The organism is Nonomuraea sp. NPDC005650 (assembly GCF_040605375.1).
Classification (GTDB): Bacteria; Actinomycetota; Actinomycetes; order Streptosporangiales; family Streptosporangiaceae; genus Nonomuraea.
Map to the genome: position 1 here is coordinate 360,019 of NZ_JBEXCR010000006.1, position 14,644 is coordinate 374,662.

Below are 14,644 nucleotides of genomic sequence, written 5' to 3' on the forward strand. Positions count from 1 at the left end.
TACCTGCGGCGGACCGCCGGATGCGGCCCACCATGGCCTGCCCCGATCTACCCATTCCACGCCAAGCAGCGCCGCTCGGGAAGGTGTTCTTTAACATTTCGCCCGGAAGGTTTGCCATGCGGCCGGGGCATGCCACCCATGCGTGATCGTCGCTGGTGGATCGCCTGGATCCGGCCTAGCGTTTCCAGGCGTGTCGATGACGCTCGGATTTCACATGCCCAACGGTGGTGCCGGCGCCGGCCGCCGGGGCGCCGCCAGGATCGCCGCGCTGGCGGAGGAGCTGGGCTACGACTCGTTGTGGACGGCCGACCACGTGGTCCTGCCCAGCCCGCGGGTCGATCCCTCGCCGCTCGACCCCGGCGCGCCGCTGCTGGACGCCGTGGTCTCGCTGGCGTTCCTGGCCGCGCACACCGAGCGGATCCTGCTGGCCACCGGCTGCGTGGTGCTGCCGCAGCGCGACCCGCTGGTGCTGGCCAAGCAGCTGGCGAGCGTGGACGTGCTCAGCGGCGGGCGGCTGGTGTTCGGGGCCGTGGCCGGCTACCTGGAGCCGGAGTTGCGCGCGCTCGGCGTGCCCCTGGAGGGCCGCGGCGAGCGTACGGCCGAGTACCTGCGGGCGATGCGCGCGCTGTGGGAGGAGGACGAGCCCGCCTTCCACGGCCGGTACGTGTCGTTCGAGGGGGTCGACGCCCACCCCCGCCCGCTCGGGCGCGTGCCGGTCGTCATGGGCGGCCACACGCGCGCCGCGCACCGGCGGGCCGCCGAGCTGGCCGACGGCTGGTACGGCTGGATGCTGGGCCTGCGGGCGGCGGCGAGCCAGGTGGAGTCCGTACGCGCCGAGGCCGCGGCGGCGGGCAGGACCCTGCACGTCTCGGTCACCCCGGCCCGCCCGCTCGACCCCGGGACCGTGCGCGCCTACGCGGACGCGGGGGTGGACCGCCTCGTCCTGCCCCATCCGCCCGGGCTGTCCCTGGCGGAGCTGGAGGACCTGCTTCGCCGCGACGCCCCCGGCCGCCTCCTCGTCTGACCCGCCGCGTGTCCCATATTGCGGATATTCGCGGGCTCAGCTGGTGAGGTCTTCTATCCTTCGTACCGGACCCGACTTCGGAGGAGAAGATCTCGTGACCGCTCAGGCTGACTATGCCGCCCTCGTCCAGCGAGGGCTCTCGCTCGACCTCACCAGGGGCAAGCCGTCGCCGCGCCAGCTCGATCTCTCCGACGATCTGCTCCGGCTGCCCACGTCGTACCGGGCGGCCGACGGCACCGACGGCCGCAACTACGGCAACCTGCAGGGCCTGACCGAGCTGCGCGAGCTGTTCGCGCCGCTGGTCCAGGTGCCCGCCGGCCAGCTCGTCGTCGGCGGCAACTCCAGCCTGGCCCTCATGCACGACACGATCGTGCACGCGCTGCTGACCAAGGTGCCGGGCGCCGCCCGGCGGTGGGTGGAGGAGCCGGCGGTCACGTTCCTGTGCCCGGTCCCCGGCTACGACCGGCACTTCACGATCACCGAGCGGTTCGGGATCAAGATGGTGCCCGTCCCGATGAACGCCGAGGGCCCCGACATGGACGTGGTCGAGCGCCTGGTGGCCGCCGACGCGAGCGTCAAGGGCATCTGGTGCGTGCCGAAGTACAGCAACCCGTCCGGCGTCACCTACAGCGACGAGACGGTCCGCAGGCTGGCCGCCATGCCGGCCGCCGCGCCCGACTTCCGGATCTTCTGGGACAACGCGTACGCGGTGCACCACCTCACCGACACCCCGGCCAAGCTGGCCGACCTGCTCGCGCTGGCCGCCGAGCACGGCAACGCCGACCGCGTCTTCGTCTACGCCTCCACCTCCAAGGTGACGCTGGCGGGCTCCGGCGTGTCGTTCTTCGGCTCCTCGCCCGCGAACGTCGAGTGGTTCCTGCACAACACGGGCAAGCAGTCCATCGGCCCCGACAAGATCAACCAGCTCCGCCACGTCGAGTTCCTGCGCGACGCGGCGGGCGTGGCCGCGCACATGCGGCGGCACGCGGAGCTGATCGGGCCGAAGTTCGAGCTGGTCGACAAGGTGCTGACCGAGCGGCTGAGCGACCTCGGCACCTGGACGAGCCCCGCGGGCGGCTACTTCGTCAGCCTTGAGGTGCCGCACGCCGCCGAGGTGGTGGCCAGGGCCAAGGCCGCGGGCATCGCGCTGACGCCCGCGGGCGCGACGCACCCGTACGGCAAGGACGAGGCCGACCGCACGATCCGGATCGCCCCCACCTTCCCCGAGCTGGACGAGCTGGAGCAGGCCATCGAGGGCCTGACCGTCTGCGCCCGCGCGGTGGCGGAGGAGCTGGGCTGACCTAGCGACCGCTCCTGAAGCCGAAGATGTACTCGCGCGTCTCGCTCGGATGGAACGAGACGCCGACCCCCGGCTCGAACACGACGTTGTCGCGCGCGCAGTAATAGAGGCCTTCCCACACGGCCAGGGCTTTCTCCCTGGCCGGGGCCTCGATGTCGTCGCGCCTCCTGGCGCCGTACGAGCCGAGCACGTTCAGCAGCCCGAGCCCCCAGAACAGGCCGGTCAGGCAGAACGGGGCGAGCAGCACCTCGCCCCACTTGGGGTCCTGGCCCATCGCGATGACCAGCGACACGACCAGGTGCACCAGGGCCGCCAGAAGGAGCAGGACGTAGCCCTGGTTCCTGGCCCACGGGGTGTAGTGGCGGCTGGGGAAGGACAGCCAGACCGCGAGCTGCGTACGGCTCATGACGTGTTTCGAGGCGCCCAGAGCCGCCGCCGTGGGCAGGTCCGCGACCTCGCGCACGCCGGGCAGCCTGACCCTGCCGATCTTGTACGTGGTCCCGGCGGCGACCGCCCCGGGGACCGCTACGACCTGGTCAGCCTGCGAGCACACCGGGCACCTGACTTCCACTCGGGCAGTTTGGCCTTAAGTCACAACCCGCGCAAACTGTGAGGCGGAGCGTGTCCGGCCGGCCCGCTCCGGCCGGGCGGTTCACACCTAAAGTTCATGGTGTGAAGCCTATTGATGCCTTGGTCGGCTCCCTGCCCGAAGGCCGCGTCGTGACCGACCCCGACGTGATCGACTCCTATGCCCGCGACCGGACGTTCGTGGCGCCGGGCAAGCCGCTCGGAGCGGTGCTGGCCGCCTCGCGCGACGACGTGGTGACGACGATGAGGTGGGCCACCGAGCACCGGGTGCCCGTGGTTCCGCGGGGCGGCGGCACGGGCCTGGCGGGGGCCGCCGTCGCCGGCGACGGCTCGATCGTGCTGTCGCTGGCCGGGATGAACGCGATCAGGGAGCTCTCCCCCGCCGACGAGATCGCCGTCGTGGAGCCCGGCGTCATCACCGCCGACCTGGACCGGGCCGCCAGGGAGCACGGGCTCATGTACGCGCCGGACCCCTCGTCGTACGAGATCTCCACGATCGGCGGCAACCTGGCCACCAACGCGGGCGGGCTGCGGTGCGTGAAGTACGGCGTGACCAGGGACTCGGCGCTCGGGCTTGAGGTGGTGCTGGCCGACGGCCGCGTGATCGGCACCGGCCGGCGCACGATGAAGGGCGTCACCGGCTACGACCTGACCGGCCTGTTCGTCGGCTCCGAGGGCACGCTCGGCGTCATCACCGCGGCCACCGTCCGGCTCAGGCGGGCGCCCACGGCGCCGCCGGCCACGTTCGCGGCGGAGTTCGGCTCGCTCCGGGACGCGGGCGCGGCGGTCTCGGCGATCATGGCGGCGGGCTGCCAGCCGTCCCTCATGGAGCTGATCGACCGCGCCTCGCTGGAGGCCCTCGACGACTGGCTCAACATCGGGCTCGAACCGGGCACCCAGGCCACGCTCATCGGCCAGTCCGACGCCACCGACAGCCAGGCCGTGGTCGAGCGCATGGAGCGGCTGTGCGTGGAGAACGGCGCCTCGTTCGTGGCCGTGTCGTCCAGCCCGCAGGAGGCCGAGGAGCTGATCAAGCTGCGCCGGCTGGACTACCAGGCCAAGGAGCGGCTCGGGGCGTGCCTGGTGGAGGACGTGTGCGTGCCCCGGTCCCTGCTGCCCGACATGATCACCGCGATCGAGGAGACGTCCGCGCGGCACGGGGTGAAGATCCTCACCGTGGCGCACGCCGGGGACGGGAACCTGCACCCGGTCTTCATCTTCGACCGCGGCACGGCCGAGCCGCCGGCGGAGGTGTGGGCGGCGGCGGACGAGGTGTTCACGCGCGCGCTGGAGCTCGGCGGCACGCTGACCGGGGAGCACGGGGTGGGCCTGCTGAAGCGGCGCTGGCTCGACCTGGAGTCCGGCCCGGTGGTCACCGAGGTCCAGCAGGGCATCAAGGCGGTCTTCGACCCCCTGGGCATCCTCAATCCGGGCAAGGCGATCTAGCTCTGGCCTGCCGAATCTCGAACCGTGGGCACCTTCACCAAGCCGTGACATTGGGCTCCAATCCCCCTCCGACCTGCGAGGAAGCACTGACACTGGCCTGACATTCTTCGTCAGAACATGAAACTTCTGACAGGTCCGGCAGACGTCCCAACCATCACGCTGGTAGCGTTTTGCCCCATCTAGTGGGTTTGTTATGGGGGTTCGACGTGAATCAGTTCCAGCCGCTGGCGGCGGACGATCCGCGGCGGCTGGGGACGTATGAAATCGTCGCCCGGCTCGGCGAGGGCGGCCAAGGCGTTGTCTATTTGGGTAAGAGCGAGTCCGGGGAGCAGGTAGCGGTCAAGCTGCTGCACAACGCCCTGGTGGCCGACGCCGACGCCAGGACGAGGTTCCTGCGCGAGGTCGCGGTGGCGCAGCGGGTGGCCAGGTTCTGCACCGCTCCGGTGCTCCACGCCGACCTCGACGGCAGCCGGCCGTACATCGTGAGCGAGTACGTCCCGGGGCCGTCGCTGCGTGAGATGGTCATCAACGAGGGACCGCGGCGGGGCGCGGCGCTCGAACGGCTCGCGATCAGCACCGCCACGGCGCTCGCGGCCATCCACCGCGCCGGCATCCTGCACCGCGACTTCAAGCCCGCCAACGTGCTGATGGGGCCCGAGGGTCCCGTCGTGATCGACTTCGGCATCGCCCGCGCCCTGGACTCGCCCGGCGCGACGGCCACGGGGATGGCCATGGGCACGCCCTCGTACCTGGCGCCCGAGCAGCTCAGCGGGGCCGCGGTGTCGGAGGCGGCCGACGTGTTCGCGTGGGGCGTCACGATGGTGTTCGCGGCGACGGGCAAGCCCGCCTTCGGCGCCGACTCCATTCCCGTGGTGATGAACCGGATCCTGAACGAGGAGCCGGAGCTCGGGCGGATGGAGGGCGTGCTCGGAGAGCTGGTCGGCCTCTGCCTCTCGAAGGACCCCACGCAGCGGCCCAGCGCGGACGAGCTCATCGTCCGCCTCACCGGCCAGCCGGCCCCGAAGTCCGCCATCGAGCCGGTGACGGGCCAGCAGCTCGTCGGCGGCGTCGCAGCCGCCGCAGCCGCAGCCGCAGCCGCCGCCGGAGTCCAGGCGAGCGCGGAGGGCGGCGCCCCCGCCTCTGGCCAGGACGTCTACCCGGGCCCCTGGACCCAGCCCACCGGCCCCGTCCCGGCTCCCCCGCAGACGGGCCCGTACGGCCGCCCCGCCGCCGCCCAGGCCGCCTCTCCCATGCCGGGCACCCCCGGCAACGGCCCGCAGCCCGGCCCCGTCGCCCCGGGCGGCCCCCAGCCGGGAGCCCTCCAAGGCGGCCCTCAGGCGGGAACGCCCGGCGCGCCTCAGCCCGGAGGGATGCCTCCGGGAGGGATGCCAGGGAACGCCGCCGCCATGCCCGGCAACGGCCCGCAGGCGGGAGCACCCCATGGAGCTCCCCAGGCAGGCCCGCAGACGCCTCAGGGCACCCCGCAGGGCATGGCCGCGTCCGGCAGCCCTCAGGGCATGCCCGCTTCGGGGATGCCGCCGCACGGCCCCGGAGCGCCTCAGGGCCAGCCCCCCTTCCAGCCGGGAGCAGCCGGCCCGGGCGGACCGGGCAGGCCCGGCCCCCAGGGCGGCCCCACCCGCCCCGGCGGCCCGTCGGGCCCCGGTGACAGTGCGCCCGCGAAGCAGCGCCGCACGCTGACGCTCGCCCTGTCCGGAGCCGCGGCCGCCGCCCTCCTCGTGGTCGTCGGCGCCGTGGTGGTGCAGGCGAACAGCAAGGAGGTGCCGGTGGTGGCCGTCGGCAACTCCTCCAACAAGACCAACGGCGACGCCTCGGGCGGCGGCCAGCCCGTCGACCCGCCCCCCGGCGACCAGACCCCGGCACCGATGCCCACGGACAACTCGGTCTCGGTGCCCACCCTGAGCCTGGAGCCGACGGAGTCCAAGAAGGCCAAGCACACCAAGCAGCCGGACCCCATCTCCCAGGTCCCGAACCCGGTCACGCCGCCGCCTCAGCCCCAGACCCAGCCCACGACCAAGCATCCGGCGCCCACCCCGACCCCGACCAAGAAGAAGAAATCTTCTGACATGATCGACCCGGTGGTGGAGCCGACGCTGAGCGACACGACCGAGCAGCCGAAACCCAACACGACGGTCTCGACCCGGCCCAGCAGCAAGCCGACCAAGACCTACGGCCCGCGCAAGCCGAACACGTACAGCGCGGCGGCCGTCTGCGGTTCGGGATACAAGATCATCGACTCGCGCTCGATCGCCAGCGGCAACGCCAAGGTCTATCTCCTGTACAACGCCGCCGCGGGCAAGAACTGCGTGATCACGATGTCGCAGATGCTGTACCCGGAGAAGGTGCAGATGAACGCCATCCTTCAGGTGAAGGGCGGCTCCAGCGCCAGCAACCCCGGCAACTTCACCGCATATGCGGGTCCGATCCGCCTGCCCGGAAAGGCGAAGTGCGTGATCTGGGGCGGCGCTTGGGGCGGGCAGAGCTGGAAGTCCGGCTGGAGCCACTGCACCTGACCTGACAGCGACATCCACCGAAAAGGGCCCCCTTGTGCGGGGCCCTTTTTGCGTTAGCGTAGTTGACGTGATCGTCAGGTCTTCGGTGCCGACGTCCCGAGGTAGGCGGACGCGGGCCGCGCTTCTGCAGGCTGGGCGGGAGGCGTTCGAGGAGCACGGGTACGACGCCGTGCGGATCGACGACGTGTGCGGGCGGGCGCGGGTGTCCCATGGCACGTTCTACACCTACTTCGACTCCAAGGAAGCCCTGTTCGGCGAGGTGGCGGCGGCGGTGGTCGGCGAGATGTTCGCGGCGAGCGTCGTCGGCGCGGCGGCGGCGCCGGACGACCCGTACGCCCGGATCGAGGCGGCCAACCGGCTGTACCTGCGGGCCTGGGCGGCGAACTCGCGGCTGGTGCGGATGGTGGAGCAGGCGGCCACGTCCGAGGAGAGGTTCGGGCGGTTGCTGCTCGAGCTGCGGGAGGTGTTCGTGCGGCGGGGCGCGGAGGGGTTGCGGCGGCTGCAGGAGCAGGGGCTGGCCGATCCGGAGCTGGACCCGCGGCTGACCGCCGTCATGCTGGGCGGGATGGTGGAGCACTTCGCCCACGTGTGGCTGGATCTCGGGGAGCGGGCCGGCGAGCAGGTGGCGGTCGACCACCTGACGCGGCTGTGGGCGCGGGCGATCGGGTTGACGGGGACGTCAGGTTCGCGGGAGGCGGGCGCATGATCAGGAGCAGGCTCGACACCGAGGGCGACGACCATCGCGGGCGCCGCGCGGCCATGCTCGCCAAGCTGGGCGAGCTCGACGCCGAGCACGCCAAGGCGGTGGCCGGGGGCGGCGAGAAGTACGTCGAACGGCACCGCCGGCGCGGCAAGCTCCTGGCCAGGGAGCGGATCGAGCTGCTGATCGACCCCGACTCGCCCTTCCTGGAGCTGTCGCCGCTGGCCGCCTGGGGCAGCGAGTTCCCGGTCGGGGCCGGGATGGTGTCGGGGATCGGCGTGATCGAGGGCGTCGAGTGCGTGATCACGGCGAACGACCCCACGGTCCGCGGCGGCGCCTCGAACCCGTGGACGCTGAAGAAATCCCTCCGGGCGGCCGACATCGCGCTGCAGAACCGGCTCCCGTACGTGAACCTGGTCGAGAGCGGCGGCGCGGACCTGCCGACGCAGAAGGAGATCTTCATCCCGGGTGGCCGGATATTTCGAGACTTGACCCGGTTGTCGGCGGCGGGCGTTCCGACCATCGCGTTGGTGTTCGGGAACTCCACGGCAGGCGGCGCGTACGTGCCCGGCATGAGCGACTACGTGGTGATGGTGCGGGAACGAGCGAAAGTGTTCCTCGGCGGCCCGCCCCTCGTGAAGATGGCCACCGGGGAGGAGTCGGACGACGAGTCGCTGGGCGGGGCCGAGATGCACGCCAGGACCAGCGGACTGGCCGACTACCTCGCCCTGGACGAGCACGACGCGCTGCGGATCGGCCGGCGGATCGTCCGCTCCCTCGACTGGCACAAGCAGGGCGTCACCCCGCACGCGGCCCGGGAGCCCGTGTACCCGGCCGAGGAGCTGCTGGGGATCGTCCCCGAGGATCTGAAGGTGCCGTTCGACCCCCGCGAGGTGATCGCGCGGGTGGTGGACGGGAGCGAGTTCGAGGAGTTCAAGCCGCTGTACGGCGCCTCCCTCGTGACCGGCTGGGCGCGGATCCACGGCTACCCGGTGGGCGTGCTGGCGAACGCGCGCGGCGTGCTGTTCAGCGAGGAGTCGCAGAAGGCCACCCAGTTCATCCAGCTCGCGAACCAGTCGCGCACTCCGCTCCTGTTCCTCCAGAACACGACCGGTTACATGGTCGGCAAGGACTACGAGCAGGGCGGCATCATCAAGCACGGCGCCATGATGATCAACGCGGTGTCCAACTCGACCGTCCCCCACCTCACCGTCGTCATGGGCGCCTCGTACGGGGCGGGGAACTACGGCATGTGCGGGCGCGCGTACGAGCCCCGCTTCCTGTTCAGCTGGCCGAGCGCCAAGTCGGCGGTGATGGGCCCGGCGCAGCTCGCCGGGGTGCTGTCCATCGTGAGCCGCGCGTCGGCGCAGGCCAAGGGGCAGGTGTACGACGAGGAGGCCGACGCGGCGATGCGCGCGATGGTGGAGGCCCAGATCGAGGCGGAGTCGCTGCCGTTCTTCCTGTCGGGCCGCCTGTACGACGACGGGGTCATCGACCCGCGCGACACCCGTACCGTCCTGGGCCTGTGCCTGTCAGCCGTCAACAACGCGCCGGTGCCCGAACCGGCGGGATTCGGGGTGTTCCGGCCATGATCACCCGGCTGCTCGTCGCGAACCGCGGCGAGATCGCCCGCCGCGTCTTCCGCACCTGCGGTTCGCTCGGCATCTCCACGGTCGCCGTCTTCTCCGACCCCGACGCGGACGCGCCGCACGTGGCCGAGGCCGACCTGGCCGTACGGCTGCCGGGCGCCCGCCCGTCCGACACGTACCTGGACATCGGCCGCATCCTGGACGCCTGCCGCGCCTCCGGTGCGGACGCCGTGCATCCCGGATACGGCTTCCTGTCCGAGAACGCGGAGTTCGCGCAGGCCGTGCTGGACGCCGGGCTGGTGTGGGTCGGGCCGCCGCCCGGGGCCATCGCGGCCATGGGGTCCAAGGTCGGGGCGAAGCGGCTGATGGCGGAGGCGGGGGTGCCCGTGCTCCCCTCGCTCGACCCGGAGGCGCCCGGGGAGTTCCCGGTCCTGGTCAAGGCGTCGGCCGGTGGGGGCGGGCGCGGCATGCGGATCGTCCGCGCGGCCGGGGAGCTGGCGCGGGAGGTCGAGTCGGCGCGGCGCGAGTCGGCGGCGGCGTTCGGCGACGGGACCGTGTTCGTGGAGCCGCTGCTGGAGAACGCCAGGCACATCGAGGTGCAGGTGCTGGCCGACCGGCACGGCACCGTGTGGGCGCTGGGCGAGCGCGAGTGCAGCGTGCAGCGGCGGCACCAGAAGGTCGTCGAGGAGTGCCCGTCGCCGGGGATCCCGGCCGAGCTGCGGGAGCGGCTGTGCGAGGCGGCGGTCAGGGCCGCGCGGAAGATCGGCTACGTCGGGGCCGGGACGGTGGAGTTCCTGGTCAAGGGGGACCGGGTGGCGTTCCTGGAGATGAACACCCGGCTCCAGGTCGAGCATCCGGTCACCGAGCTGGTCCACGGGGTCGATCTGGTGCGGCTGCAGCTGGAGGTGGCCGAAGGGGCCGCGCTGCCGGTGACGCCGCCCGAACCGTCCGGGCATGCCGTGGAGGTGCGGCTTTATGCGGAGGACGGGGATTATCTGCCGCAGAGCGGGGTGTTGCGGCGGTTCGAGGTCTCCGGGGAGGTGCGGGTGGATTCGGGGGTGGAGTCCGGGTCGGTGATCTCGCCGTACTACGACCCGATGCTGGCGAAGGTGATCGGGTACGGGTCGTCGCGGGGGGAGGCGGTGCGGAAGCTGGTCACGGCGCTTCGGCGGGCGAGGCTCCACGGGGTTACGACGAATCGGGATTTGCTTGTAAAAATCCTGACAAATCCGGCTTTTGGGGCCGGTGACACCCACACCGGCTTCCTCGCCCCCGACGGCCCTCTGCACGGCGGCCATCCGCACGAGGCCGATGGGGCTGGGGCCGATGGGGCTGCGGCCGACGCGGCCGGGACCGACGCGGCTGGGGCCGGCGGGGCGGTCGGTGAGTTGCCGGTGCTGGCCGCCGCGCTCGCCATGGCCGCCGCCAACCGCCGCCGGGCCAAGGTGTTGGCGGGCCTGCCGAGCGGCTGGCGCAACGTGCGCTCCCAGCCCCGCCGGGCCCGCTTCGAGGAGGCCGAGGTCGTCTACGACCCGCTCCCCCAGGGCGTCACGGTGATCGGCGCGGAGCCGTACGAGGTGATCCTGGAACGCGACGGCGTCCGGCACACCTTCGAGGTGGCCCGATACGACGAGGACGGCAAGGTCTACGTCGACCACGTCGGCGGGTGCGCCGAGCTGACCCCGGTCCCCCTCCTGCCCGAGCCGGTCGAGCACGTCGCCCCCGGATCCCTGCTGGCCCCCATGCCGGGCAGCGTGCTCCGGGTCGAGGTGGAGCCCGGCGACCGGGTGACGAAGGGGCAGCCGGTGCTGGTGCTGGAGGCGATGAAGATGGAGCATCGGATCACGGCGCCGTCCGACGGCGTGGTGTCGGACGTACCCGTCGAAAAGGGCCGGCAGGTCGAAGCGGGCGCGGTGCTGGCGATCATCCAGGAGGGGACCTCATGACGAGCCTGGTGCACAGCGATCTGGCGGCGGGCGTCGCGACCGTCACGCTGGACTCGCCGCCCAACCGCAACGCCCTGTCCGTACGGCTCCTCGCCGACCTGGCCGACCGGCTCCGCTGGGCGCTGGCCGAGCCGGAGGCCAGGGTGATCGTGCTGACCGGCACCGGGAACGTGTTCTGCTCGGGCGCCGACCTCAAGGAGCAGAAGGCCTCGGGAGCGGCGGTGACGGCGTCGTTCCCCGACGTCCTCACGCTGCTCTGGGAGAGCCCGAAGCCGGTGATCTGCCGGCTGAACGGCACGGCGCGGGCGGGCGGCCTGGGGCTGGTGGCGGCGTGCGACTTCGCGATCGCGCCGGTGACGGCGTCGTTCGCCTTCTCCGAGGTACGGCTCGGCGTCGTGCCCGCCATGATCTCGGTGCCGGTGCTGCGCAGGGTCGAGCCCCGGGCGGCGGCCGAGTACTTCCTGACCGGGGAGGTGTTCGACGCGGCCCGCGCGGCGGAGATCGGGCTGCTCTCGCGGGCCGTGCCGGAGGACGAACTGGACGCGACGGTCGAGCACTTCGCCGAGCTGCTGATCAAGGGCGGCCCCGAGGCGCTGGCCATCACGAAGCGGCTGGTTCGGGAGGTGCCCGCGATGTCGTTCGAGGAGGGGCTGCGGCGGATGACCGAGTTGTCCGCCGAGCGCTTCACCTCGGAGGAGGGGCAGGAGGGCATCGCGGCGTTCAGGGAGAAGCGGCCGCCCAAGTGGACCGCGCGATGACGCTGCGTATCGCCAACTGCAGCGGCTTCTACGGCGACCGCCTCTCGGCCGCCAGGGAGATGGTCGAGGGCGGGCCGATCGACGTGCTCACCGGGGACTGGCTGGCCGAGCTGACCATGCTCATCCTCGCCGGGAACCGGCTCAAGGGCCGTCCCGGGTACGCGCCGACGTTCCTCCGCCAGTTGGAGGACGTCCTGGGCCCTTGTCTTGATAAATCCATCAAAATCGTGGCAAACGCCGGTGGCCTGGATCCGGCCGCCTGCGCGGAGGCGGTCCACGACCTGGCCGCGCGCCTCGGCCTCTCCCCCACGGTCGCCCACGTCACGGGCGACGACCTCACCGGCCGCCCTCTGGACCTCACCAACGCCGACACCGGCGAGCCCCTCACCGCCACTCCCCTGACCGCGAACGCCTATCTCGGCGGCCGCCCGATCGCCGCCGCCCTCGCGGCGGGCGCGGACGTGGTGGTGACCGGCCGCGTGACGGACGCCGCCCTGGTGACCGGCCCCGGCATCTGGCGGTACGGGTGGGGGCCCGGCGACCTGGACCAGCTCGCGGGCTCGGTGGTCGCCGGGCACGTCATCGAGTGCGGCTGCCAGGCGACGGGCGGGAACTACGCGTTCTTCCAGGACGTACCGGACCTGGCGCACTGCGGCTTCCCCATCGCCGAGCTGAACGCGGACGGCTCCGCCGTGATCACCAAGCACCCCGGCACCGGCGGGCTGGTCTCGGTGGGCACTGTCACGGCGCAGCTCGTGTACGAACTCGGGAGCCCGCGCTACCTGGGGCCCGACGTCGTGGCCCGCTTCGACACGATCACGCTCACGGACGACGGCCCCGACCGCGTCCTGATCTCGGGCGTCCGAGGTGAGCCGCCGCCCGACACCCTCAAGGTGGCCGTCAACTACCTGGCGGGCTATCGCAACACGATGACCCTGGTGCTGACGGGCCTGGACGTGGAGGCCAAGGCCCGGGCCGCCGAGGACGCACTCTGGGCCCGGGTCCCCCGGGACTCGTTCGACCGGGTGGACGTGGAGCTGACGGACTCGGGTCTGCTGCGGATCACGGTCATGGACGCCGACGAACGCCGGGCGGGACGGGCGTTCTCCTCCGCCGTGGTGGAAACGGGGCTCGCCAGCTACCCGGGCTTCTACGCCCTGACCCCACCGGGCAACGCCACGCCGTACGGGGTCTACTGGCCCGTCCTCGTCCCGGCCTCGGAGGTCCACCCCCGGGTCTTCGTCAACGGCCGCGAACTCCCGCCCCAGCCCGTCGCAGCACCGGGGGCAGCGGGGCAGACGTCCGTGGGTGACGGGCAGACGGCCGGGAACGCGTCTCCGGACCACGGGCAGGCGGCGGAGACGCCGGGCGCACCGCAGCCGGCGAGCGCACCGAAAGCGGCGAGCGCGACGGAGACGGCGGACGCAGGAGAGGCGGCCCGCGCGTCGGGGGTGGGGACGGTGAAGGCGGCGAGCGGCGTCCTCAAGGCCGCCGAAGCGCACCCCGCGCCGGCCCTCCCAGCGCCGGGTCGGCGAGAAGCGGCTGGGCGGGCGGTGGCGGGCCGTGAGGAGGAGGTGCGGGTGGCGTTGGGGAGGATCGCCGGGGCGCGGTCCGGGGACAAAGGTGGGAACGCGAACCTGGGCGTGTGGGCCGACACGCAGGAGCGGTACGAATGGCTGGCGGCCCACCTCACCCCCGGCACCCTCAAGCACCTCCTCCCAGCCCTCACCCACCACCACGTCGAACGCCACGAGCTCCCCAACATCAAGGCGCTCAACTTCGTCATCCACGGCCTCCTGGGCAGGGGGGTGGCGGCGAGCCCGAGGATGGACCCCCAGGCGAAGGCGCTGGGCGAGGAGCTGCGGGCGAAGGAGGTGGACATCCCCCCGCACCTACGGGACTGAGCGCCAGCCCAGCAGCCCGGCCCCCAGGAGCCCCGCCCGCACCCCGAGGGATGACGCCGCCACCTCCGGCGCCGGCCGGAACGCCAGCCGCCCCGCCAGCCGTTCCCGCAGCGGCACCAGCAGCGCGTCCCCCGCCAGCGAGACCCCGCCCCCGATGACGATGCGCGCCGGGTCGAGCAGCAAGGTGTACGTCGCCAGCGCCAGGGCAAGCGCGTCCACGGCCGACGACCACACCTCCGCCGCCCGCGCGTCCCCCTCGGAGGCCAGGCGCACGACGTCCGCGGCGGTTCCCGAGCCGTACCGGGCCGCGAGGGCCCCGCCCGACGCGTACGCGGAGAGGCAGCCCCGCTGCCCGCATCCGCATTCCAGCCCGCCGGGCCGGACCGGGATGTGCCCGATCTGCCCGGCGAAGCCCCCGGCTCCCCCGTACGGCGAGCCCGACAGGACGACCGCGCCCGCGATACCCGTGCCGATGGGCAGGAACAGCACGTCCTCCCCGCCCGCCCCGTAGGCCAGCTCGGCCTCCCCCGCCGAGCGGACGTCGTGCCCGAGCACCACCGGGAGGTCCACATCCGCGAACGATGAGACGGGCACGTCCCGCCACCCGAAGGCGGCGGAGTAGACGGCGTGGGTGGGCGTGACCAGCCCCGGCACCGCCAGCCCCACGGCCAGCGGGCGCCGCCCGGCGCGGGGCCGCGCCAGGTCGGCGACGAAGGCGGAGACGGCCGCGATCACCTGGTCGGCGCCACGCGGCGTCGCACGTCGCTCAAAATGCAGAATTGTCCCGTCACGGGCGACAAATCCGCCTTTGAGGGTGGTACCGCCGACATCGAGTGCAACGACGTAATCCATCGTGCC

The 14,644-nt window shown here is 72.5% G+C and carries 11 protein-coding genes; 9 read left to right on the forward strand and 2 right to left on the reverse strand.

Features of this window, described 5'->3' with window-relative positions; genetic code table 11:
* Positions 1–196: 196 nt before the first annotated feature.
* Positions 197–1,024 (forward strand): TIGR03619 family F420-dependent LLM class oxidoreductase, encoded by an 828-nt coding sequence (locus ABZS69_RS13230; RefSeq protein ID WP_355370551.1) that lies wholly within the window; start codon positions 197–199, stop codon positions 1,022–1,024.
* A gap of 94 nt (positions 1,025–1,118) precedes the next feature.
* Positions 1,119–2,324 (forward strand): aminotransferase class I/II-fold pyridoxal phosphate-dependent enzyme, encoded by a 1,206-nt coding sequence (locus tag ABZS69_RS13235; protein ID WP_355370554.1) that lies wholly within the window; start codon positions 1,119–1,121, stop codon positions 2,322–2,324.
* A 1-nt stretch (position 2,325) separates the two neighbouring features.
* On the opposite strand, the gene ABZS69_RS13240 is transcribed toward ABZS69_RS13235, so the two are convergent.
* Entirely contained in the window at positions 2,326–2,895 is a 570-nt protein-coding gene (locus ABZS69_RS13240) for a hypothetical protein (protein ID WP_355370557.1), read from the reverse strand.
* Positions 2,896–2,996: 101 nt separating this feature from the next.
* Between ABZS69_RS13240 and ABZS69_RS13245 the strand changes: the two genes are divergently transcribed.
* From ABZS69_RS13245 to ABZS69_RS13275, 7 genes are all read left to right on the forward strand, one after another.
* Entirely contained in the window at positions 2,997–4,358 is a 1,362-nt protein-coding gene (locus tag ABZS69_RS13245) for an FAD-linked oxidase C-terminal domain-containing protein (protein ID WP_355370560.1), read from the forward strand.
* Between the two features lie 206 nt (positions 4,359–4,564).
* Positions 4,565–6,889 carry a protein kinase gene (locus ABZS69_RS13250; RefSeq protein ID WP_355370562.1) on the forward strand — a complete coding sequence of 775 codons (2,325 nt, stop codon included), beginning with the start codon at positions 4,565–4,567 and terminating at the stop codon, positions 6,887–6,889.
* A gap of 67 nt (positions 6,890–6,956) precedes the next feature.
* Positions 6,957–7,595: a TetR/AcrR family transcriptional regulator gene (locus ABZS69_RS13255; protein WP_355370564.1), complete on the forward strand. Its 639-nt coding sequence runs from the start codon at positions 6,957–6,959 to the stop codon at positions 7,593–7,595.
* On the forward strand, positions 7,592–9,181 hold the full coding sequence (locus tag ABZS69_RS13260; protein ID WP_355370567.1) for a carboxyl transferase domain-containing protein: 1,590 nt from the start codon (positions 7,592–7,594) through the stop codon (positions 9,179–9,181). The genes ABZS69_RS13255 and ABZS69_RS13260 overlap by 4 nt, the downstream gene beginning before the upstream one ends.
* Entirely contained in the window at positions 9,178–11,124 is a 1,947-nt protein-coding gene (locus tag ABZS69_RS13265; protein WP_355370570.1) for a biotin carboxylase N-terminal domain-containing protein, read from the forward strand. The genes ABZS69_RS13260 and ABZS69_RS13265 overlap by 4 nt, the downstream gene beginning before the upstream one ends.
* Positions 11,121–11,882 (forward strand): enoyl-CoA hydratase-related protein, encoded by a 762-nt coding sequence (locus tag ABZS69_RS13270; protein ID WP_355370573.1) that lies wholly within the window; start codon positions 11,121–11,123, stop codon positions 11,880–11,882. Before ABZS69_RS13265 ends, ABZS69_RS13270 begins: the two co-directional genes overlap by 4 nt.
* A complete protein-coding gene (locus ABZS69_RS13275; protein ID WP_355370575.1) occupies positions 11,879–13,786 on the forward strand; it encodes an acyclic terpene utilization AtuA family protein in 1,908 nt (635 codons plus the stop codon). The genes ABZS69_RS13270 and ABZS69_RS13275 overlap by 4 nt, the downstream gene beginning before the upstream one ends.
* Here ABZS69_RS13275 and ABZS69_RS13280 read toward each other — a convergent pair.
* Complete coding sequence (locus ABZS69_RS13280) at positions 13,775–14,638, reverse strand: ROK family protein (protein WP_355370578.1); 864 nt, start codon at positions 14,636–14,638, stop codon at positions 13,775–13,777. The two genes, ABZS69_RS13275 and ABZS69_RS13280, sit on opposite strands and share 12 nt — an antisense overlap.
* Positions 14,639–14,644 lie beyond the last annotated feature (6 nt).